The sequence below is a fragment of the Ruegeria sp. BHSC037 genome (assembly GCF_059613045.1).
In genome coordinates this window covers 79,837-100,030 of record NZ_JBXWRT010000015.1, presented here as the reverse complement: position 1 = coordinate 100,030, position 20,194 = coordinate 79,837, and the positions used below count along the sequence as shown (strand labels likewise).

Below are 20,194 nucleotides of genomic sequence, written 5' to 3'. Positions count from 1 at the left end.
CTGGGCGCGCGTTTTGCTGAAAACGAAATCGAGCTGGTCCTGATCGACGGGCCGGTCACGCCGGTTCAGCAGCGCAATCTGGAGAAGGCTTGGAAGGTCAAGATTCTCGACCGAACGGGGTTGATCCTTGAGATCTTCTCGGACCGCGCCCGCACGCGTGAGGGCGTGTTGCAGGTCGAGATGGCCGCGCTCAGCTATCAGCGCACGCGACTGGTGCGGGCCTGGACCCACCTGGAACGTCAGCGCGGTGGGCTGGGCTTTGTCGGCGGACCGGGGGAAACCCAGATCGAGGCCGACCGTCGTGCGATCGACGATCAATTGGTGCGCTTGCGCCGTCAGTTGCAGAAGGTCGTGAAGACACGGACGCTCCACCGGGCCGCGCGGGCCAAGGTTCCCTATCCGATCGTGGCGCTGGTCGGCTACACCAACGCGGGCAAATCCACGCTGTTCAACCGCCTGACCGGGGCCGAAGTCATGGCCAAGGACATGCTGTTTGCCACGCTGGACCCGACCATGCGCCGGATCGAACTGCCCGACGGGCCCGAGGTGATCTTGTCGGACACGGTGGGATTCATCTCGAACCTGCCGACCGAACTGGTCGCGGCCTTCCGCGCCACGCTCGAGGAGGTTCTGGCCGCCGACCTGATCGTGCATGTGCGCGACATCAGTCATGCCGAGACCGAGGAGCAGGCCGAGGATGTGCGCACGATCATGGCCTCGCTGGGTGTGGACGATACCCGCCCTCAGCTTGAAGTCTGGAATAAGATCGACCTGCTGTCCGATGAAGACCGGCAAGCCGTGCAGGCGCGGGCCGGGCGCGATCCGGCGGTGTTCCCGATCTCGGCCGTGACCGGCGAGGGGATCGATCCGCTGCTGACCGAGATTGCCACGATCCTGCAGGGCGTGCGCCGGGAAGAGGTTCTGAAACTGGGGTTTGCCGACGGCAACAAACGCGCCTGGCTGTTCCGGCAGGACGTGGTGCGCGGAGAAAAACAGACTGAGAACGGGTTCGAGATCACCGTTCTGTGGACCGACAAGCAGGCCAATCAGTTCGCGGGCCTCTGACGCTCAGGCCCCGTTGATCTGGCGCTGATGGTCGTCGGCATCGAACCAGCCCGACGACGACTGGATTTTGTAATCTGCATCCAGCTCCCATTCTTCCCAGCCGCGTGTGATGACTGCATTGCCGGTCCGGGCATGATGCCCTTCAAGGGTCCAGACGAAAATGGCGTGGGGACCGGCCCATCGCAGCATATCGCAGCGCACCTCAAGATCGGGAAAGTCGGTATGAAAACCGCGCGCCATGTCCGCTATGGCCGCGCGCCCGACGATGGGGTCGCCGCGATTGATCGTGATCTGCCCATCCGACGTAAAGAATTGGGCCACGGCATCGGCGTCACCCGAGCTCCAGGCGATGGCATAGTCGCGGGCAAGATTGTTCAGGGTATCGCGCAAACTGGCCATTATTTTCCCCCTCGCGCTACGGTCTGGACGCTCCGGAATGGTAGGCCAAGCCACGGGGCCACGTCCACGGGGCGGCAAAAAAGGGGCGGGGGTCCGCCGAAACCTCGCCTATTGCGGCATCAGGTGGGTGGTCCCGACGGCGGCGGCGCGGGCGAGATCCAGGTCCAGCGACATCGGAATGTACTCACCCCGGCGCCACAGTTGCGCTTGATCGTCATAGTAGCGCGACAGGAAGTGGCCCGATTGCCCTGTGGCCGTGATGAAGACCGAGTTGTCGGGGTCGGCAAAGTCATAGACTCCGCGATAGCCCGCACCGTGCACGTTCTGAAACGGATCCGGCCCGTCGCCCGAGGTGCGCCCGCGCAGCAAGGTGTTGTCGCCCCCGCTGGTCGATTGGCGGATGTTAACGAAATAGCGCAGCACCGGAACCTCGCCCAGCACCGGGTGGTCATGGGTGGCTTGGTGGGCATCGCCCCAGCGCAGGGATTCCAGTTGGCTGCCATAGCGCTCGGAAATCCAGACCAGCGCGTCGTCCAAGGCCAGCCGGGCCATGTCGGTGCAGGTTTCCACCGGTGCGCTCTGCCGGACGTCGCACCAGGCCGAGGCCCCGTCGATGTCGCGGAAGACGCGTTCGATGAACAAGGGCTCGACATGCTTGAATTCCTTGGCCAGTGGCCCGAGGTCATCGGCGATTAGGCGGTTTTGCAGCGCGCGGACCCAGGCCGCATAGATCAGCGGCTCGGGCAGGTGCTCGTTCATTTCACCGTTCCATTCGGCTAGCAGGGTCAAGGCAATCTGGCGCTGGCGTTCGGGGGTGCCTTCAGGCGCGGCCTCGCCGGTGAACCACAGGTCGGCACCGATCAACGGCAACAGTGACCGCGCGGTAAAGCTGACCGTGTCCAGTTGCGCCTCGATGAAGCTGTCGCGGGTGTGCACCTCGCGCGATTGCATCAGGTATTCCCAGCGGTGGACTCGCTGCGTATCGCCCCATTCATAGGACACATGCAGGGGGAAGGGCCGGTCGATGATCTTGTTGTTGGTGTTGCCCAGAACGCCGCCGGTCGGCGCCACAAATTCGGGGTTGTCGGAATAGGGCAGACGGCCCTGCCAGCGGTTTGCTGCGATCCAGCCCGGGGTCGGGATGCGCCCGAGGCTCTGGTTGTTAAGGTCGCGGCTTGGCATTGCGCCGATGAGTTTCATGCCGACGGTCGTCTTGTCGACCACCGACAGGTTCTGGGACGGCGCGATGTACTTCTCGGCCGCGTCGATGGCTTCGCCAACGCTGTCCGCGTTCATTAGGGCCATCGAGGCGCTGATCGAGGTGTCGCGCGGGCTGAGCGCCGTCCAGGACAGCGAAGCCACATGGCCCGGCGGCGTGATGGTTTCCAGGTTGTAATGCGTGCCGGGCAAGACGGGGCCGTTCTCGGTCCAGCGCAGAGTCAGGGTGATCGGTGGCGCGCCCTTGATTTCGATGATCGAGGGGCGCGTCTTGAAGCGTTTGTAGCCGTCGGGCGTCAGGTATTCCTCGGGGTTGTCGGGGTTGATCTTTTCGATATGCACGTCCTGATCGTCGAGGTAGGACGAGGTCAGCCCCCATCCCAACCGGTCGCTGCGTCCGGACATAACCGCCGGAATGCCGGGGATGGTTGCGCCGATGACGCCGCCCTTGGCCAGTTCCAGCCGCGCCAGATACCAGATCCCCGGCGCGGTCAGGCCCAGATGCGGATCGTTGGCCAACAGGGTGCCGCCGCTGGCCGAGCGAGACGGCGCAGCAGACCAGGCATTCGACGCCCCCGCCAAACCGCGTTCGGGAAAGGGTGACAGTGGTGAATCCGGCATGTCTGTCCCTTGGGCATAGCGTGGCATGCCGGGAAAAAGCGCGGAATATTCCGGCAGCGCGGCGATACCGTCACCGGGCACGTCGGGCAGGATATCGGCCAGACGCGCGGGATCGTTCAACATCAGCGATACGCGCGCGCGAAGCACCTCGTCGGCCAGGTGGCCGGACAATTGCACCGCCATGAGCTTGATCAGGGCAATGCTGTCGCCGGGTTGCCAGGGGGCCACGGGAGCGTCGAACAGGAACATTTCGGGCGCGCCACGACCCAAGGCGCGGTCGTTGATCTCGTTGAGGCGCGCGTTCACCCCGGCCGCATAGGCGCGCAGGGCAGCCTTGGTATAGTCGTCCTGAACCTCCAAGGACCGATGCGCCAGCGTGTAAAGGTCCAGCCGCCGCATCAGCTTGTCGATCTGGACGGTGCGCGGGCCGAACAGTTCGGACAGGCGTCCCTGGACGGTGCGGCGCATAACGGTCATCTGCCACAGCCGGTCCTGCGCGTGGGCGTAGCCAAGGCCGAAAAAGACGTCGGGGTCGGACTGGCCCAGGATGTGCGGCACGTTGGCGTTGTCGCGCACGATCTCGACCGGTGCCGACAGGCCCTTGACCTCCAGCGTCTGGTCATAGTCGGGCAGGGATTGGCTGGCGAGGTAATAGACAAGCCCGATCGCGGCCACCGCCAGAACAACCAGCCCCGAGGCGATCCGCAACAACCAGCGAAAGACTAGACCCATCAGCAGCGCCCCAAATCAACCCATCCAATCGCGGCGGAGGTTAAATCATGCCGCCGCCGACCAAAAGAGCCCGCCCCCGGAAAATACCGGCTGGAAATGAAAAACCCTGCCGTCACGCCGCGCGGAGGGCAGGGTTGGGGCCCGGTCCTGTTCGGATGATCACGGGATGATGCGCGTGTATTTGACGCCTTCTACGGTGGCGCCGATCTGCAGCCCGGCCTGACCGAAGACGGCAGCGAGAACCGGTTTGCGCAGGGTGGTCAGATCGGCCGACAGCTGGTCGCCCTCGTCGCTGATCACATAGCCGATATCGGCGCCCGCGGTCCAACCGCTCGAGCGGCGGAACTCGTTCAGTGCGTCCTGGGTCATGAAGAACAGAACATGCGCATATTGCTGGGCGCCGATCTGCAGCCCCGCCGTTCCCTTGACGGACGAGTAGTAATCGACCGTGGCACCGTTGATGCGCAGCGCGCCGCGACCATAGCCGCCGCCAAAGACGAATCCGGCCTCGGTGATCAGCGGCATGACCAGCATACCGTTGGCTTTGTTGGCGATTTCGACCGTGTTGGGATACCGGGCGAACATCTCGTTCAGCGTGGCATCGACGCGGGCGTCGATCGTGGCCGCGTTCGAATTGCCGACGCCGTTGCCGCAAGCGGCGGTCAGGGTCAGTCCGGCCATGCCGAAGGCAAAGCCGCGACGGCTCAGTCGTGGTGTGTTGGAACTGCTCATGTTTCTTTTTCTCTGTCGATGTGCCTGAAAAGCCGGGTGGTCCCGGTCTTGTGTGCAAGAATACGCCGAACGGCGTGGGGTGTCACGGGAAAACCGGCAGACCAAGGCCGGCTAATCGGCGAAAAATCGCGGATTCCAATGGGATTAGCCTTGCAGCAGCTTGGCGACCTGCGGCGCGAAATAGGTCAGGATGCCGTCGCAACCCGCGCGTTTGAAGGCCAGCAGGCTTTCCAGCATCACCTTGTCGCCGTCGATCCAACCGTTCTGCGCTGCGGCCTGGATCATCGCGTATTCACCCGACACCTGATAGGCATAGGTGGGTGCGCCGAACGTGTCCTTGACCCTCCGGCAGATGTCCAGATAGGGCATCCCTGGCTTGATCATCACCATGTCGGCGCCCTCAGTCAGGTCGCGCTGGATCAGGCGCAGCGCCTCGTTCGAGTTGGCCGGGTCCATCTGATACGTCTTCTTGTCGCCGGTGAGCGCGCCCGAAGCCCCCACCGCATCACGGAAAGGCCCGTAGAAGGCGCTGGCATATTTCGCGGCATAGCTGAGGATCATGACGTCATGATGGCCGGCGGCCTCGAGCGCCTGCCGCATCGCGCCAACCCGGCCGTCCATCATGTCAGACGGGCCGATGATGTCGGCTCCGGCCTCGGCCTGGGCCAGCGTCATCTTGACCAGCGCCTCGACGGTCTCGTCATTCACGATCTTGCCGTCCACTACGTATCCGTCGTGGCCGTTGATGTTGTAAGGGTCCAGCGCCACGTCGGTCATCACGGCGATTTCGGGCGCGGCCTGCTTGATCGCGCGGATGGCGCGGTTCGACAGGTTGTCGGGGTTCCACGCCTCGGCGCAATCCTGCGTCTTGAGGCTGGGATCGGTGTAGGGAAACAGGCAGATCGCCGGGATGCCCATCGCTTGTGCCTCGGCAGCGGCCCCGGCGATCAGATCGACCGAACGGCGTACCACGCCGGGCATCGAGGGCACGGGCTCTTCAATGCCCTCGCCGTCGCGCACGAAGACCGGCCAGATCAGGTCGTCAACGGTCAGGGTGTTTTCGCGCACCAGGCCCCTGATCGCCTCGGACTGGCGGGCGCGGCGAAAGCGGCCGTGGGGGTAGGGAGCGATTGTCGGTTTCATGGCGCGTTCTCCTTGAACAGTCGCGCATTGGGTGGCATGAATTCGCGCAGGTCTCAAGGGTACCAATGGCCGCGCCGTTGCGATAGAACCGCCTGAGAATTTTGAAAAAAGGACCGAGTTTGGACTGGTACTCCACGATCTTCGAGCTCATCGACATGCGCAGCTTTTCGAATCTGTGGTACTGGATTGCGCTTGCGGTCCTGTGGTCGACGGCCAGCCATTGGGTGCTGGGCGTTCCCTATGATCTGGTCGTGCGTGCCCGCCGCGTCGGAGGCCAGGCCGAGGCTGACCTGCTGGACATCGTGCGGATCAACACCAACCGAATTCTCTATGTGGCCGAAGTTTCGGGCGTCATTCTTCTGACATTGTGCTGCTTCCTGTTCGCCGGGCTGGCCACGCTGGGATTCTACTATCAGGTCGAGTTCGCACAGGCCGTGTTTCTGCTGTTGTTCCCGATGGTTCTTGTCGGCGCAAACAGCCTGCGGGTGGCCCGGAACCTGCGGCGGCAGGAATTGACGGTTGAAGGTGTATCCAAGGCATTGCACCGGTGCCGGCTGGCAACCCAGATCATCGGTATGCTGGCGATACTGGTCACTTCGATGTGGGGCATGTATCAGAACTTTTCGATCGGCGTTCTGGGATAGAAAATTCGGAAAGGCGAGGCGATGAAGGCTCCGAACCACGTGACAGTTGGCGGCGCCCCCGAGGGGTTCGACGCGCAGTTGGTGCTGAACGAGGTCGCCCGCTCGGGCGGGCCGGTTCTGCATGTGGCGCGCGACGACAAACGTGCCGAGGCGATGCGCGCGGCGTTGCGTTTCTTTGCGCCCGACATGCCCGTGATCCTGTTTCCCGGTTGGGATTGCCTGCCCTATGACCGGGTTTCGCCCAACCCCGACATTGCGGCGGCGCGGGTGGCGACCCTGGCGGCGCTGGTGCACCAGATGCCCGAACGCTTTGTTCTGCTGACCACGCTGAACGCTGCCACCCAGCGCGTGCCGGCGCGCGACGTGCTGCGGCAGGCGGCGTTTACCGCACGGGTCGGACAACGCATCGACGAGGCCGCGTTGCGTGACTTTCTGGTGCGGATGGGGTTCAGCCAAAGCCCCACGGTGATGGAGCCCGGCGACTATGCCGTGCGCGGCGGGATCATCGACATCTTCCCGCCGGGCGAGGCAGGGCCAGTGCGGCTGGACCTGTTCGGTGACGTGCTGGACGGCGCGCGCCGGTTCGATCCGGCCACCCAGCGCACCACAGAAAAGCTCGATCTGGTCGAATTGGCCCCGGTCTCCGAGGTGATACTGGACGAAGCCGCCATCACCCGGTTCCGTCAGAACTATCGCATCGAATTCGGTGCGGCCGGTACGGATGATCCGCTGTACGAAGCGGTCAGCGCCGGACGCAAGCATCAGGGCATGGAGCACTGGCTGCCCCTGTTCCACGAAAAGCTGGAAACGTTGTTCGACTACCTTCCGGGCGCGACGATCACGCTGGACGATCAGGTCACGCCCGCGCGTCTGGCCCGGTGGGACAGCATCGCCGATCAATACGAAACCCGGCGTCTGGCGCTCGAGAACCGCTCGCGGATGGATTCGGTCTATAAACCCACGCCGCCGGGTCTGCTGTATCTGGACGATGCTGCTTGGACCCAGGCGGTGACGCAGCGGCGGGTGCTGCAGTTCAGTCCTCTGCCGCAGGCCAGTGGCCCGGGGGTGATCGACGCGGGCGGTCGGATCGGGCGCAACTTTGCCCCCGAGCGCCAGCAGGAAAGCATCAGCCTGTTCGGCGCGCTGGCCAGCCACATCAAGAACAAGCTTGAGAAGGGGCCGGTTCTGGTCGCGTCCTATTCCGAGGGCGCGCGCGAACGCCTGACCGGGTTGATCGAGGATGAGGGCCTGGCCGAGGCAATCCCTGTGACCGACGGCTCACGCATCGGCAAGCGCGGCCTGCATCTGGCGGTCTGGGCGCTGGAACACGGGTTCGAGACGCCCGACATGACGGTGATTTCGGAACAGGACGTGCTGGGCGACCGCCTGATCCGCCAGCCCAAGAAACGCCGCAAGGCCGAGAATTTCCTGACCGAGACCCAGTCGCTCAGCCCCGGCGATCTGGTGGTGCATGTCGATCACGGCATCGGCCGGTACATGGGCATGGAGGTCGTGACCGCCCTGGGCGCCGCGCATGAATGCCTGCTGCTGGAATATGCCGAAGGCGCCAAGCTGTACCTGCCGGTCGAAAACATCGAACTGCTATCGAAATACGGGCACGAGGAAGGTTTGCTCGACAAGCTGGGCGGTGGCGCGTGGCAGGCCAAGAAGGCCAAGCTCAAGGAACGCATCCGCGAGATGGCCGACCGGCTGATCCGCATCGCGGCCGAACGCGCCCTGCGCAAGGCCCCGATCATGGACCCGCCTCCCCACGCCTGGGAGGAGTTCAGTGCCCGCTTTCCTTATCAAGAGACCGAGGATCAACTGCGCGCCATCGCCGACGTGATGGAGGACCTGCACTCGGGCACGCCGATGGATCGCCTGATCTGCGGCGACGTGGGCTTTGGCAAGACCGAGGTCGCCATGCGCGCGGCCTTTGTTGCGGCTATGTCCGGGCTGCAGGTGGCGGTGATCGCGCCCACAACATTGCTGGCGCGTCAGCACGCCGCCAGCTTCAAGGAACGGTTCCGGGGCTTCCCGCTGGAAGTCCGGCAATTGTCACGTTTCGTCTCGGCCAAAGAGGCGCAACAGACCCGCGAAGGGCTGGCCAAGGGGACGGTCGATATCGTGATCGGCACCCATGCGCTGCTGGCCAAGGGCATCCGGTTCCAGAACCTCGGGCTGTTGATCATCGACGAAGAGCAGCATTTCGGCGTGGCCCACAAGGAAAGGCTCAAGCAACTGCGCTCGGACGTGCATGTGCTGACGCTGACCGCGACGCCGATCCCGCGCACCCTGCAACTGAGCCTGACCGGGGTGCGCGACCTGTCGATCATCGGCACACCGCCCGTCGATCGCCTGGCGATCCGCACCTATGTCAGCGAATTCGATGCCGTCACCATCCGCGAGGCGCTGCTGCGCGAGCACTATCGCGGCGGGCAAAGTTTCTATGTGGTGCCGCGCATCTCGGACCTGCCCGAGATCGAGGAATTCCTGAAAGAGCAGCTGCCGGAGCTGACTTATGTGGTGGCCCACGGCCAGATGGCGGCGGGTGAGCTGGACGACAGGATGAATGCCTTTTACGACGGCAAGTATGACATTCTGCTGGCCACCACGATCGTGGAAAGCGGGCTGGACATTCCCACCGCAAACACGATGGTGGTGCACCGGGCCGACATGTTCGGGCTGGCGCAGCTCTATCAGATCCGGGGCCGGGTGGGGCGGTCCAAGACCCGCGCCTACGCCTATCTGACCACCAAGCCGCGCGCACGTCTGACCCCGGCCGCCGAAAAGCGCCTGCGGGTTCTGGGCTCGCTCGATACGCTGGGGGCCGGGTTCACGCTGGCGAGCCAGGACCTGGACATTCGCGGCGCGGGCAACCTGCTGGGCGAGGAACAGTCGGGCCAGATGCGCGACGTGGGGTATGAACTCTACCAATCGATGCTGGAAGAGGCGATTGCCAAGATCAAGGCCGGTGAGATGGAGGGGCTGAGCGAAGCCGACGACCAGTGGGCGCCGCAGATCAACCTGGGCGTTCCGGTGCTGATCCCCGAAGACTATGTGCCCGATCTGGACGTGCGGCTGGGCCTCTATCGCCGCCTGTCGTCGCTGTCGACCAAGGTCGAGCTGGAGGGCTTTGCCGCCGAGTTGATCGACCGGTTTGGCCCGCTGCCGAAAGAGGTGAACACGCTGCTCTTGGTGGTGCGGATCAAGGCGATGTGCAAACGCGCGGGCATTGCCAAGCTGGACGGCGGACCCAAAGGGGCCACGATCCAGTTCCACAATGACAAGTTCGCCTCACCGCAAGGTTTGGTCGAGTTCATCCAGAACCAGCGCGGGCTGGCCAAGGTCAAGGACAACAAGATCGTGGTGCGGCGCGACTGGAAGAAGGACAGCGACAAGATCAAGGGCGCCTTTGCCATTGCCCGCGATCTGGCCGAGAAGGTGGCGGCCGAGAAAAAGAAGAAGGCCAGCGCCTGAGGGCGCGGCCTAGTCCCCGGCCACGAATGTGCACAGCTGCCAGGCACCGCTGTCCGATTTCACCAAGGCCGCGCGATAGCCGACCATCGACCACAGGAAATCGGAATAGATATAGCCGCGCGTTCCGTCGGTCAGGATGACGCCCTGATACTCGGCCTCTTCCAGATATTCCGGCACGATCACCACCTCGTGGCTGATCAGGTCCAGAATGGGCGCGCCACGGTTGGGAGTCTGGCGCAGGGTGACATCCTGGCCGGTCACGAAATAGGCGGTGAACGGGTCCAGCGCCGCCGGCAGGGTGATGCGCCACTGGTGCGGCATCCAGAACTCGCCATCCTCGTCGAAATAGCCGGGCTGGGCCAGCGTGGTCTCGAGGTCGCGCCAGTAGTCCTCGCGGATCGTGGCGGCGTGGCGGCGGTCGGATTCGGGCAGGGTCTCGGGATCGACCGTCAGGTTGGCGCGGAACGTCTCGGGGCCGTCCGGGTCGCCGTGGCTGGTGTAGATCTCGGGGCAGGTGGCGGCCATGACGCCCTCCAGGTCGCGGGCAGCGACCTTGGCGCGCAGCTCCGCACGGAAGGCTTCAAGCGCCGGGTCGTTGCTGGCCTCGTCCACAGGCGGAAAGGTCTGACGGTCGGCCCAGGCGGGGCCGCAGAACAGTGCGACCAGCGCAGCGTTCAACAGTTTCATTCAGCGGCTCTCATCGCGGCCTGGGCGCAGAAGCATGAGGCGCCGACGCTGTGGTCGGCCCGCGCCAGGGCCAGGTCAAGTCGTTGTCGGATCAGCTGCAACTCCTCTTGCGCGCCACGCGCCTTGAAGCAATCGTGCAAGCCCTTGAGGCTCCAGACATTGTCGGGATGGATCGAGGCGCGGCTGAGGGTGCCGCCCAGGCCTAGATCCTCGCGATAGACGGCTTCGGCCTCAGCCACATGGCCCTGTTCGAACAGCAACGCCCCCAGCGCGTGGCGGGTGGGCTGCATCCAGCCCCAAGGCTCGTCATAGGGCAGGTTGTCGTCCAACTCGACCGAGCGGCGCAGATGGGCGAAGGCCGTGTCGAAGTTGCCTTTGCGGTACTCGATCTCGCCCCGCAGCATCTCGCGCGCGATCTCCAGCAGGTCGATCACGCGGTTGTTGTGCAACAGGCGGGTTTCGGGCACCCGGTCCTTGGCGACCAGGAACAGCCGTTCTTCGGCTTCGGCCTCGGCCACGTCGCCCGTGGCGGCATGGGCGACTGCGCGGGCATAATGCGTGGTGGCCGTCACCGTCAGGTACAGGTCGGGATCGGGGGGCAGGGGCAGAGCCTTGGCTTCCTCCCACCGGCCGAAACGGATCAGGATATGCGGTCCCATGGCCATGTAGCTTTCGAAGTAATCCGCCATGGGCGGGCTTTCGATGCGCAGCATTTCCTCGGGCGTGGTGGCCCACAGGCCCTTGTTGGCGCGTAGGGCGGGCTCCATCTGACCCAGGAACAACGCGCCATAGATGACGAAGTGGTAATTGTGCTGGCGATAGCCGGTATAGATGTTGAACGCGCCTTCGCGCTGGTAATATTTCAGATCGGCGATGACGGCCTGTTCGTTCCAGTGGACGACGTTCTGGTAGTGGCCGCACAGCACGTCGATATGGCTTGGCATGTGCACCAGATGCCCGGCATCCGGCACCAGCGTGCGCAGCACGTCACCGGCCTTCAGTGCCTTTTCCGGCGTGGGCGACATCTCCATCAGGTGCACGTAGAGGTGCAGCAGGCCCGGATGCGACATCGCCGCCGGATCATGGGCCATGGCCCATTCCAACGCCTCCTGCGCTTCAACCGTGGCGGCGCCCTCGGCGGGCTGGCCTGTCCTCAGGTCCCACATCTGCCATGGGGTCAGGTTCAGCAATGACTCCACATAGATGGTGCGCAAGTCCAGATGATCGGGTCGGGCCGCGAAGGCGGCGCGCATGGCGTCGGCGAAGTCGTGGTCCCAGCGGTGCATGTCGGACGCCGGGTCACGCTGGGGATAGCGGGCGGGCAGGGCGCGGATCAGTTCGCGTTCGACAGGCGTGCAGCGATCCAGCAGGGCCAGTGCGCACTGGGTCGCGTCATAGGCGCAGGCCAGCGCTTTGGCCTTGCCCGCATCGTCCAGCAGCTCCCAGGGCAGGTTGTAGTTCGGCCCGGCGGCATAGGCCACGCCCCAATGGGCCATGGCGCAGTCCGGGTCATGCTCCAGCGCGCGCTGGAAACACACGACCGCCTCTTCGTGATTGTAGCCGTAGGTCCAGACAAGGCCCCGGTCGAACCACAGCTGCGCCTGATCCGAGGACGTGGTGACGGGGCAGCTATGCGTGCCCAGATCGTAATAGTCGCTCATTCCGGATTCCCCCCTGAATGGGGCGAGCCTAGCGCAGTTCAGGTGCGCTGCACAGGTCAGGCGGGAACGCGGTCTTCGATCCGGCCCATGTGGACCATCAGGCCGAAGGCCAGCACGCACATGGTCAGGATGCCGATGGTCAACGGCCCCAGCGTGCCGTCGAACAGCAGCCCCACCGGTGCGGCGATCGCGGCGGCCAGCACGGTCGAGATCGACCCGATGACCGAGGCCGCCATGCCGGCGATATGACCCATCGGCTCCATCGCGATGGCATTCAGGTTGCCCATCGTGACGCCGGCCATGAAAAAGACCGTAGTCTGCCAGAACACGAACAGCGCAAACGAGGCCTGCGGCGACAGGTTCGACATATTTAGGGCAATCACCAGCGAGGTGATCAGGATCTGTCCGGCCAGTGCCCAGGTCACCATGCGGCGCATCCCCACGCGCACCACGACGGCCGCGTTCAGCAGGCTGGCCGAGCCGGACATCAGCGCCACGAACCCGAACCAGAAGGGGAAGCTGTCGGCGCGGTGGTGGATCACGTCATAGACCGGCTGCACCATGGTCAGCATGGTGAACAACATGCCCATGCAAAGGGTCTGAACAAAGATCGACAAGCGCACGGTGGGGTGGGCGAACATCTCTTTCACCGCACCGACCATCAGCGGCAGGCGGAACGGGCGGCGGTTTTCCGGGGCGAGGGACTCCGGCAGTCGGAACCCCATCCAGACAATGATCACCAGCGCGAACAGGATGAACGACATGAACACACCGCGCCAACCGGCGAAGGCGATCACGGCGGCACCGGCCATGGGCGCGATGGCAGGCACCAGTGTAAAGATCATCATCGCGATCGACACGATCCGCGCCATTTCCCGGCCCGAGAACAGATCACGGATGATGGCCATGGCCACGACACGCGGACCGGCGGCCCCCAGCCCCTGAGCCACCCGGGCTGCCAGAACCAGCTCCAGCGATGAACTTGCCCAGGCCACGGCCGATGCCAGAATATAGAGCGCCGCGCCGGCGAAGATCACCGGCCGGCGTCCGACCGCATCCGAGATCGGACCGGTGAAGAACGTGCCGATCCCCATGCCGAGAACAAAGCTGGTCAGGATCAGCTGCGCCCGGTTCACGTCATCAGGGCTGAGCTGCGCGCCGATCTCGGGCAGGGCAGGCAGCATTGAATCAATCGAAAATGCGATGGTGGCAAACATCATCGCGATCAGCGGGATGAATTCGGCCCTGGAAATACGGTCAGCCATGCGGGGACTCCTTGCCCCAACGCGCTAACACGACAGGGCAAGGTGGGCTAGGTGCAACCGCGCACAGAACTCTGTGCTATTCTGCAGATGAGGGCTCAAACTGAGACATGATTTCATCGATGACCTGCTTCCATAGCTCGGGCGGCTGGGCGCCAGGTACTGCGTGCTGGTTGGCGACGATAAAGGTCGGCACCGAGTTCACCCCCATCTCGCGTGAATGGGCGTCGCGTTTGCGGATGTCGTCCCGGTCGGCGTCGGATTTCAACAGTTTCAGAACCACAGCGGCGTCCAAGCCCACGCTGTCGGCGATGTCGGCCAACACCTCGTGGTCGCCGATGTCGCGGCCCTGCACGAAATAGGCGTCGAACAGCGCATCCACCACCTCGTTCTGCTTGCCTTCGATCCCGGCCCAGTGGATCAGGCGATGGGCGTCCAGCGTGTTAGGGGTGCGCTTCATGGCCTCGAAATTGATGTTCAGGCCGGCCTTTTCGGCATGCTCCACCACCGGCGCATAAGCTTTGACCGCACCTTCCTTGCCACCGAACTTGCGTTCCAGGTATTCGCGCCGGTCCATGCCGCCTTCGGGCATGTCGGGGTTCAGCTGGAACGGATGCCATTCGATCACGAACGGATGGTCCGGGACCGAGGCCAGGGCCTTGTCCAGGTTGGTCTTGCCGATATAGCACCACGGGCAGATCGGGTCGGACAGGATATCAAGCTTGACGGTCTGGGTCATTCGGAGGGTGCCTTGAAATAGGCCGGCAGTGCGCGGCGCAGGAGTTTTCCGTTGCCCCCGGTGGGCAGTTCGGGAAGATGGATGAAGGCGCGGGGTTGCTTGTAGCGCGCCAGGTTGGCCTCGACATAAGCGCGCAGGGCGGTTTCGTCCAGTTTTTCCGGCCCGGAATAAAAGGCAGCGATCACGAAGGTGTCCGGTTTGACCTCGACCGCCGCCGCGCCGACCTGCGAGATTCCGGGAAAGCGTGACAGGACGGATTCGACCTCGACCGGAGATACCCGGTAGCCGCCGGCGTTCATCATGTCGTCGTCGCGCCCCAGATAGGTGATCTGCCCATCCACGGCCATCGCCCCTTGATCGCCGGTCAGGAACCAGTCGCCCTGCATGCGCGCGCGGGCCTCGTCCGGGGCGTTGAGGTAAGTCAGCATCAGCCCCGGGTCCGAGCGGTGAATGGCGATGGTGCCTTCCTGCCCCTGCGGAACCGGCCCGTCAGGCCCCAGGATCGCCACGCGGCGCCCCGGTTGCGGCTGGCCCAGAGAGTCTCCGCGCGCAGGGTGGGATGGGCTCGATGAGATGAAGGTCGAGCATTCCGACATGCCGTAAGCCTCGTACAGCTCTGTCCCGGTGGCCTGAACCCAGCGTTCGTGCAGGGCGCGCGACAGTTTCTCGCCGGCGCTCAGGCCGTGGCGCAGATCGGGCAGAGGCAGCGTGTCTGCCGCGTTCAGCATCTTGCGGTACACGCCGGGGGCGGCCGCAAAGATCGAGGCGCGGTGGCGGCGCAGCAACCCGGGCAGGGCTGCCGGGTCGATTCCGGGTTCGGGGATCAGCGCAGTGGCGCCGATGGTCCACGGGTCCATCAGGCCGGTGCCCAGCGTGTAGGTCCAGTTGAACGCGCCCGCGTGGCACAGGCGGTCGGCCTCGCGCAGACCGTACCAGCCATCGACCATCATCTGCCGCGCCCAGATCGCGCGATGCGCATGGGCCACGGCGCGTGGCTTGCCCGAGGTGCCTGAGGTATAGACGATATAGGCCATGCGTTCCGGGTCGCCCATGTCGAACGACGCGGGCGGCAGGTCGCGCATGGCGGCAAGGTCGGTCAGGCCGATCTGCTGGGGATGCGCGGCACAGGCCACGGACGGATCGCGCAGAATGGCGGCTGGGGACAGATCCCGGATCATTCGTTCCGTTTCGGGCTGGGTCAGTTGCGAGGATGTCGGCACCGGGATCAGACCGACTGCGATTGCCCCCAGATAGGCGATTGGAAAATCGACCGTATTGCCCAGGCGCATCAGCACGATGTCTCCGGGCACAAGGCCCGCGCGCAGCAGCCCGGTTCCGGTGCCCAGAACTGCGGATTTCAGCTGCGCATAGGACCAATCGTCCGAACCGTCGGCGCGCAGCACGGACAGAGCTACCTTGTCCGGCGTGGCATCGGCGCGCCGCAACACGTGGGCGGCCAGGTTGAATGGCGTAGGACAGGGCGGCGGTGGCCCTTGATCAAAGATTGACAACATGCGCCTTGGCTATTGCCCTTTGTCACGCGTTGCAAGCGCGCGGCGCTGGCCCTATAGAATGACGCATGACGAGCAAAGACCACAAATCCATCGTACGCATCGCCCGCGACAACGGCGCCCAGTCCGAGCCCGAGCCGGTCGATCTGGGCGCACGCGTGCGCGAGCTGCGCAAGGCGCGCAACTGGACGCTGGAACAGGCGGCCAATCAGGCCGGACTGGCGCGCTCGACCCTGTCCAAGATCGAAAACGGCCAGATGTCGCCCACCTATGATGCGCTGAAAAAGCTGGCGACAGGACTTGAGATTTCGGTGCCGCAGCTGTTCACCCCGCCTGAGCGCGATCAGGTCATCGGCCGCATGGCGGTGACGCGAAACGGGCAGGGCACCGCCCATGCCACCACGACCTATGAACACGAGCTGCTGGCCGAGACGCTGACGAAAAAGCAGATGCTGCCCTATCGTGCGCGCGTGCGGGCGCGGTCGATGGACGAGTTCGATGGCTGGGTGCGTCACGACGGCGAAGAGTTCCTGTATGTGCTCACCGGCGTAATCCGCCTGTATACCGAGTTCTACGAGCCCGTCGAAATGCGCCGGGGCGACAGCGCCTATTACGACGGCAGCATGGGTCACAACGTGATCTCGGTCAGCGAGGAAGACGCGACCATCCTGTGGGTCACGTCGCTGGCCTAGCTGCGGGCCAGCTCGCGGTTCAGTCCTTCGGTGAACAGGAAATCTTCGACTTCTTCATGGGCCTCGGTCATCGTCAGGTGATGACGTTCGGCCAGGTAGGCCTCGAACCGTTTTCTGTCGGCCCTGACGCGCGCCATATCCTGGTCGCGCAGGTTCGGAAAACGGCGCTTGGCGCGGGCATAGGTCGCGCTCCAGTCTTGTGTCAAATCAGTCCAGTTCAACATCTGTGAGCCTCCCGCGGTTCGGGTTTCAGGACTGCTCTTCCCCAGATCAGCGTAAGGAGGAGGTGATGCTATGTAAGACATGACAAAATGTCGCAGTTCGTCTCGCGCTGTGTACAGCCGGGCGTAAGCAGGACAACGGAGCTTGGGTACGACATCGACCCCGTCTGAAACGATCGGCCTCAATCGTCGGCCCGCGCCTGCAAACTCTTTTCATGTCGTGCATTTTCCTAAAAGAAGCTGCGATAACTAACCGGGCTTTCGTGCAAGCTGTTCCAATATTTGGGGGTGCGTTCGATCGCAGCCGCTTGATCTGCCGTCCAACCCGGTATGCGGTCGGACGTGCCCGGGCCGGGTCATTATCTTGTGGTTGGGCGATGTGCCGTTTTTCGCCGATCTTCCGCTGGCGCACTCAAGTCTGAATCCGCCCGCAGGGTCAACCGCCCCCGCGGGCCGTGAGTCAGTCCTCGTACCACCAGACGTCGGGCATGAATTGCGGGCCGTCGCCATAGATCGGCAGAATTTCAGGTTGTCGCATCTGCTTGACATGGGCGATACGGCCCACGTCAAAGCTCCAGATCGGAATGACGTAGCGGCCCGCCGTCAGAACCCGGTCCAGCGCGCGGGTGGCGGCCACGAAATCCTCGCGGCTCTCCGAGGCCAGCATCGCGTCAATTAGCCCGTCGACGGCGGGCGAGGCTACGCCCATCAGGTTGCGTGTGCCCGGCGTGTCGGCGCCTTCGCTGCCCCAGTACAGGCGCTGTTCATTGCCCGGCGACAGCGACAGCGCGCGGCGAAACGGGGTCATGTCGAAATCCAACTCGGAAATGCGTTGGGTGTATTGGGCGTCATCCACCTTGTCGATGGTCAGCTCGATCCCCAGCCGTTCCAGCGCTCGGGCATAGATCTCGGCGATGGCGTCGACGTTCTGCACCACGTTCAGGCCGCCTTGGCTGATGATCAGGTTCACCTTGAATGGCTGGCCTTCGGCGTTGCGGAGCACCCCGTCCTGGATGGTCCAGCCGGCCTGTTCCAGCAGGTCGGCCGCCTTGCGGATGTCCCTTCGGTTGCGGACCGAGGCGTCGCCCTTGGGCAGATCGTACCCTTCCAGCGCACCGGGGGGCAGATCATCGGCATAGGGCTGCAACAACTCGGCCACGCGCCCTTTGGCCGGCCCGGGCTGCATGGCCAGGTCGGACCCCGAGAAATACGAGGTGATCCGCGGCTGTGCCCCGCCGGTGAAGGTGCCGTTGATGTATTCGAAGTTGAAGGCGAGGATCAGCGCCTCGCGCACGCGCCAGTCGTCGAACGGCGCGCGTCGGGTATTCATGACCAGCCCGGTCATCCCCGACGGTTTCTTGTGCGGGATCTCGGTTGTGACGATGTCGCCCCGCTGGACGGCAGGGAAATCGTACTGCGTGGTCCATTTGTCGGCGTTGAATTCGCGGATGGCCGACAACTTGCCGGCCTTGAAAGCCTCGAACAGAACGGTCTGATCGCCGTAGAATTCGATCCGCATCTCGTCGAAATTCATCGTGCCGCGCCGGAAGGGGACATCCTTGCCCCAATAGTCGGGGTTGCGCTTGAAATTCACGAAACGCCCGGCTTCGTAGTCGTCGATCACGTAAGGGCCGGTGCCGATTGGAATGTCCTGCAGTGGCGCCTCGGCGAAATCCTTGCCCTCCCACTGGGCCTTTTTAAGGATCGGACGCAGGCCCGCGATGAGGGCCAGTTCGCGGTCGGGTTCGTTGAACGTTATCCGGACCGAGCGCGGCCCGGTCTGTTCGATGCTGTCGAACTTGGACCAAAGACCGCGATAGCGCAGGTGCCCCTGGGTGCCCAGCGTCTCGTATGACCAGATCACGTCGTCCACCGTGACTGGGGACCCGTCCGAGAATCGGCCATTCTCCCGCAGGGTGAATTCGACCCAAGATCGGTCGGGCGCGGTGTCGATTGATTCGGCCAGAAGCCCATAAAGTGTGAATGGTTCGTCCCAGGACCGGCCCATCAACCCCTCGTGCGTCCAGAACCTCAGCTGCCAGGGGGCGGTGCCTTTTTGCACGAACGGGTTCAAACTGTTAAAGCCGCCGGTGTTGCCGAACACGACCTTGCCGCCCTTGGGCGCATCCGGGTTGGCATAGGGCAGAGACACAAAATCCGGTGGTAGGGCAGGGTCGCCATACATAGCTATGCCATGGGCCGAATCTGCGAGCGCTGACGTAACGGAAAGCGCGGCGGTGATTCCCGCGATCACAGGGCGAAGCGGGCGAAGAAAATCGGGGCTCATTTTGGAAACAATCCTGCTCTGGCCTTATTTTGTTGGGATTCACCGTACCGATGATTTTTCTTATTTTCAAACTTTTAGCTTGGATGACGGCGCGGAATTGCTTATAAAGGTTCCACTGCTCGATAGGTTTCTTGCCTGTATGAAACCTGCCTCAATAACTTAACGCCCGCTTCGTGCGGGCGTTTTTTTCTGCCACGAGCTCCGAGTTTCCCGCCCATAAATTGACCGTATCCGCAACCGGGTCTTTCCCCGTTTATTTTGCAGGTGCAGCATGGCACTGTGTCTCCAAATCATGAGTCTGTGGGAGACCCCAAATGAACCTGTCGGGAAAAACTGCAATCATTACCGGATCGAATTCGGGCATCGGGTTGGGCATCGCGCGCGAATTGGCCAAGGCGGGGGCCGACGTGGTTCTGAACTCGTTCACCGACCGCGATGAAGATCACGCGCTTGCGGCCGAGATCAGCAAGGAAACCGGAACCACGGCGCGCTACATTAAGGCCGACATGTCCAAGAGCGAGGAATGCCGGGCGTTGGTCGAACAGGCCGGAGCCTGCGATATACTGGTCAACAACGCAGGCATTCAGCACGTGGCACCGATCGACCAGTTTCCGGTCGAGAAATGGGACGCGATCATCGCCATCAACATGAACTCGGCCTTTCACACGACGGCGGCGGCGCTGCCGATGATGCGCAAGGCCGGGTGGGGGCGGATCGTCAACATCGCCTCGGCGCATGGGCTGACGGCGTCGCCCTACAAGGCGGCTTATGTGGCGGCCAAGCATGGGGTCGTGGGCATGACCAAGACCGTTGCGCTTGAAACCGCGCAGGAGCCGATCACCTGCAACGCCATCTGTCCGGGCTATGTGCTGACGCCGCTGGTCGAGGCGCAGATCCCCGACACGATGAAGGAATACAACATGAGCCGCGAGGACGTAATCAAGAACGTCATGCTCGAACGGCAACCCTCGAAAGAGTTCGCGACCGTCGAACAACTGGGTGGAACCACGGTGTTCCTGTGCTCGGACGCGGCGGCCCAAATCACCGGCACCACGATCTCGGTCGACGGCGGCTGGACCGCGCTGTGATCCGCGGCGCGC

General features: G+C 63.7%; 16 protein-coding genes. 5 read left to right on the top strand and 11 right to left on the bottom strand.

What is annotated here, in order from left to right; translation table 11 throughout:
* A partial coding sequence (gene hflX / locus AC2FMN_RS15025) for a GTPase HflX (RefSeq protein WP_496689140.1) occupies positions 1-1,065 on the top strand: 1,065 nt, incomplete at its 5' end.
* Between the two features lie 3 nt (positions 1,066-1,068).
* On the opposite strand, the gene AC2FMN_RS15020 is transcribed toward hflX, so the two are convergent.
* The 4 genes from AC2FMN_RS15020 to hemB all read right to left on the bottom strand — a co-directional run bounded on the left by AC2FMN_RS15020 (position 1,069) and on the right by hemB (position 5,910).
* Positions 1,069-1,464, bottom strand: a complete 396-nt coding sequence (locus AC2FMN_RS15020) for an SgcJ/EcaC family oxidoreductase (RefSeq protein WP_496689138.1) — start codon at positions 1,462-1,464, stop codon at positions 1,069-1,071.
* A gap of 108 nt (positions 1,465-1,572) precedes the next feature.
* A complete protein-coding gene (locus AC2FMN_RS15015) occupies positions 1,573-4,035 on the bottom strand; it encodes a penicillin acylase family protein (RefSeq protein WP_496689136.1) in 2,463 nt (820 codons plus the stop codon).
* A gap of 159 nt (positions 4,036-4,194) precedes the next feature.
* Complete coding sequence (locus tag AC2FMN_RS15010) at positions 4,195-4,767, bottom strand: lipid-binding SYLF domain-containing protein (RefSeq protein WP_496678111.1); 573 nt, start codon at positions 4,765-4,767, stop codon at positions 4,195-4,197.
* Between the two features lie 144 nt (positions 4,768-4,911).
* Complete coding sequence (gene hemB / locus AC2FMN_RS15005; RefSeq protein ID WP_496689134.1) at positions 4,912-5,910, bottom strand: porphobilinogen synthase; 999 nt, start codon at positions 5,908-5,910, stop codon at positions 4,912-4,914.
* A 119-nt stretch (positions 5,911-6,029) separates the two neighbouring features.
* On the opposite strand from hemB, the gene AC2FMN_RS15000 reads away from it, so the two are divergent.
* Positions 6,030-6,554 carry a component of SufBCD complex gene (locus AC2FMN_RS15000; RefSeq protein ID WP_496689132.1) on the top strand — a complete coding sequence of 175 codons (525 nt, stop codon included), beginning with the start codon at positions 6,030-6,032 and terminating at the stop codon, positions 6,552-6,554.
* 21 nt (positions 6,555-6,575) lie between these two features.
* A complete protein-coding gene (gene mfd / locus AC2FMN_RS14995; protein ID WP_496689130.1) occupies positions 6,576-10,034 on the top strand; it encodes a transcription-repair coupling factor in 3,459 nt (1,152 codons plus the stop codon).
* Between the two features lie 9 nt (positions 10,035-10,043).
* Here mfd and AC2FMN_RS14990 read toward each other — a convergent pair whose 3' ends face one another.
* From AC2FMN_RS14990 to AC2FMN_RS14970, 5 genes are all read right to left on the bottom strand, one after another.
* A complete protein-coding gene (locus tag AC2FMN_RS14990; RefSeq protein WP_496689128.1) occupies positions 10,044-10,721 on the bottom strand; it encodes an SH3 domain-containing protein in 678 nt (225 codons plus the stop codon).
* A complete protein-coding gene (locus AC2FMN_RS14985; RefSeq protein ID WP_496689126.1) occupies positions 10,718-12,382 on the bottom strand; it encodes a tetratricopeptide repeat protein in 1,665 nt (554 codons plus the stop codon). Before AC2FMN_RS14985 ends, AC2FMN_RS14990 begins: the two co-directional genes overlap by 4 nt.
* Before the next feature lie 56 nt (positions 12,383-12,438).
* A complete protein-coding gene (locus AC2FMN_RS14980) occupies positions 12,439-13,647 on the bottom strand; it encodes a multidrug effflux MFS transporter (protein WP_496689124.1) in 1,209 nt (402 codons plus the stop codon).
* A gap of 76 nt (positions 13,648-13,723) precedes the next feature.
* Positions 13,724-14,383: a DsbA family oxidoreductase gene (locus AC2FMN_RS14975; RefSeq protein WP_496689123.1), complete on the bottom strand. Its 660-nt coding sequence runs from the start codon at positions 14,381-14,383 to the stop codon at positions 13,724-13,726.
* Positions 14,380-15,897 (bottom strand): class I adenylate-forming enzyme family protein, encoded by a 1,518-nt coding sequence (locus AC2FMN_RS14970; RefSeq protein WP_496689121.1) that lies wholly within the window; start codon positions 15,895-15,897, stop codon positions 14,380-14,382. Before AC2FMN_RS14970 ends, AC2FMN_RS14975 begins: the two co-directional genes overlap by 4 nt.
* A gap of 65 nt (positions 15,898-15,962) precedes the next feature.
* Here AC2FMN_RS14970 and AC2FMN_RS14965 point away from each other — a divergent pair, with 65 nt between their 5' ends.
* Positions 15,963-16,586 (top strand): helix-turn-helix domain-containing protein, encoded by a 624-nt coding sequence (locus AC2FMN_RS14965; protein WP_496689119.1) that lies wholly within the window; start codon positions 15,963-15,965, stop codon positions 16,584-16,586.
* Here AC2FMN_RS14965 and AC2FMN_RS14960 read toward each other — a convergent pair.
* Both AC2FMN_RS14960 and AC2FMN_RS14955 read right to left on the bottom strand, forming a co-directional pair.
* Positions 16,583-16,810: a hypothetical protein gene (locus tag AC2FMN_RS14960; RefSeq protein WP_496678133.1), complete on the bottom strand. Its 228-nt coding sequence runs from the start codon at positions 16,808-16,810 to the stop codon at positions 16,583-16,585. The two genes, AC2FMN_RS14965 and AC2FMN_RS14960, sit on opposite strands and share 4 nt — an antisense overlap.
* 457 nt (positions 16,811-17,267) lie before the next feature.
* Positions 17,268-19,094 carry an extracellular solute-binding protein gene (locus AC2FMN_RS14955; RefSeq protein ID WP_496689117.1) on the bottom strand — a complete coding sequence of 609 codons (1,827 nt, stop codon included), beginning with the start codon at positions 19,092-19,094 and terminating at the stop codon, positions 17,268-17,270.
* Positions 19,095-19,408: 314 nt separating this feature from the next.
* Between AC2FMN_RS14955 and AC2FMN_RS14950 the strand changes: the two genes are divergently transcribed.
* On the top strand, positions 19,409-20,182 hold the full coding sequence (locus AC2FMN_RS14950) for a 3-hydroxybutyrate dehydrogenase (RefSeq protein ID WP_496689115.1): 774 nt from the start codon (positions 19,409-19,411) through the stop codon (positions 20,180-20,182).
* Positions 20,183-20,194: the final 12 nt, after the last annotated feature.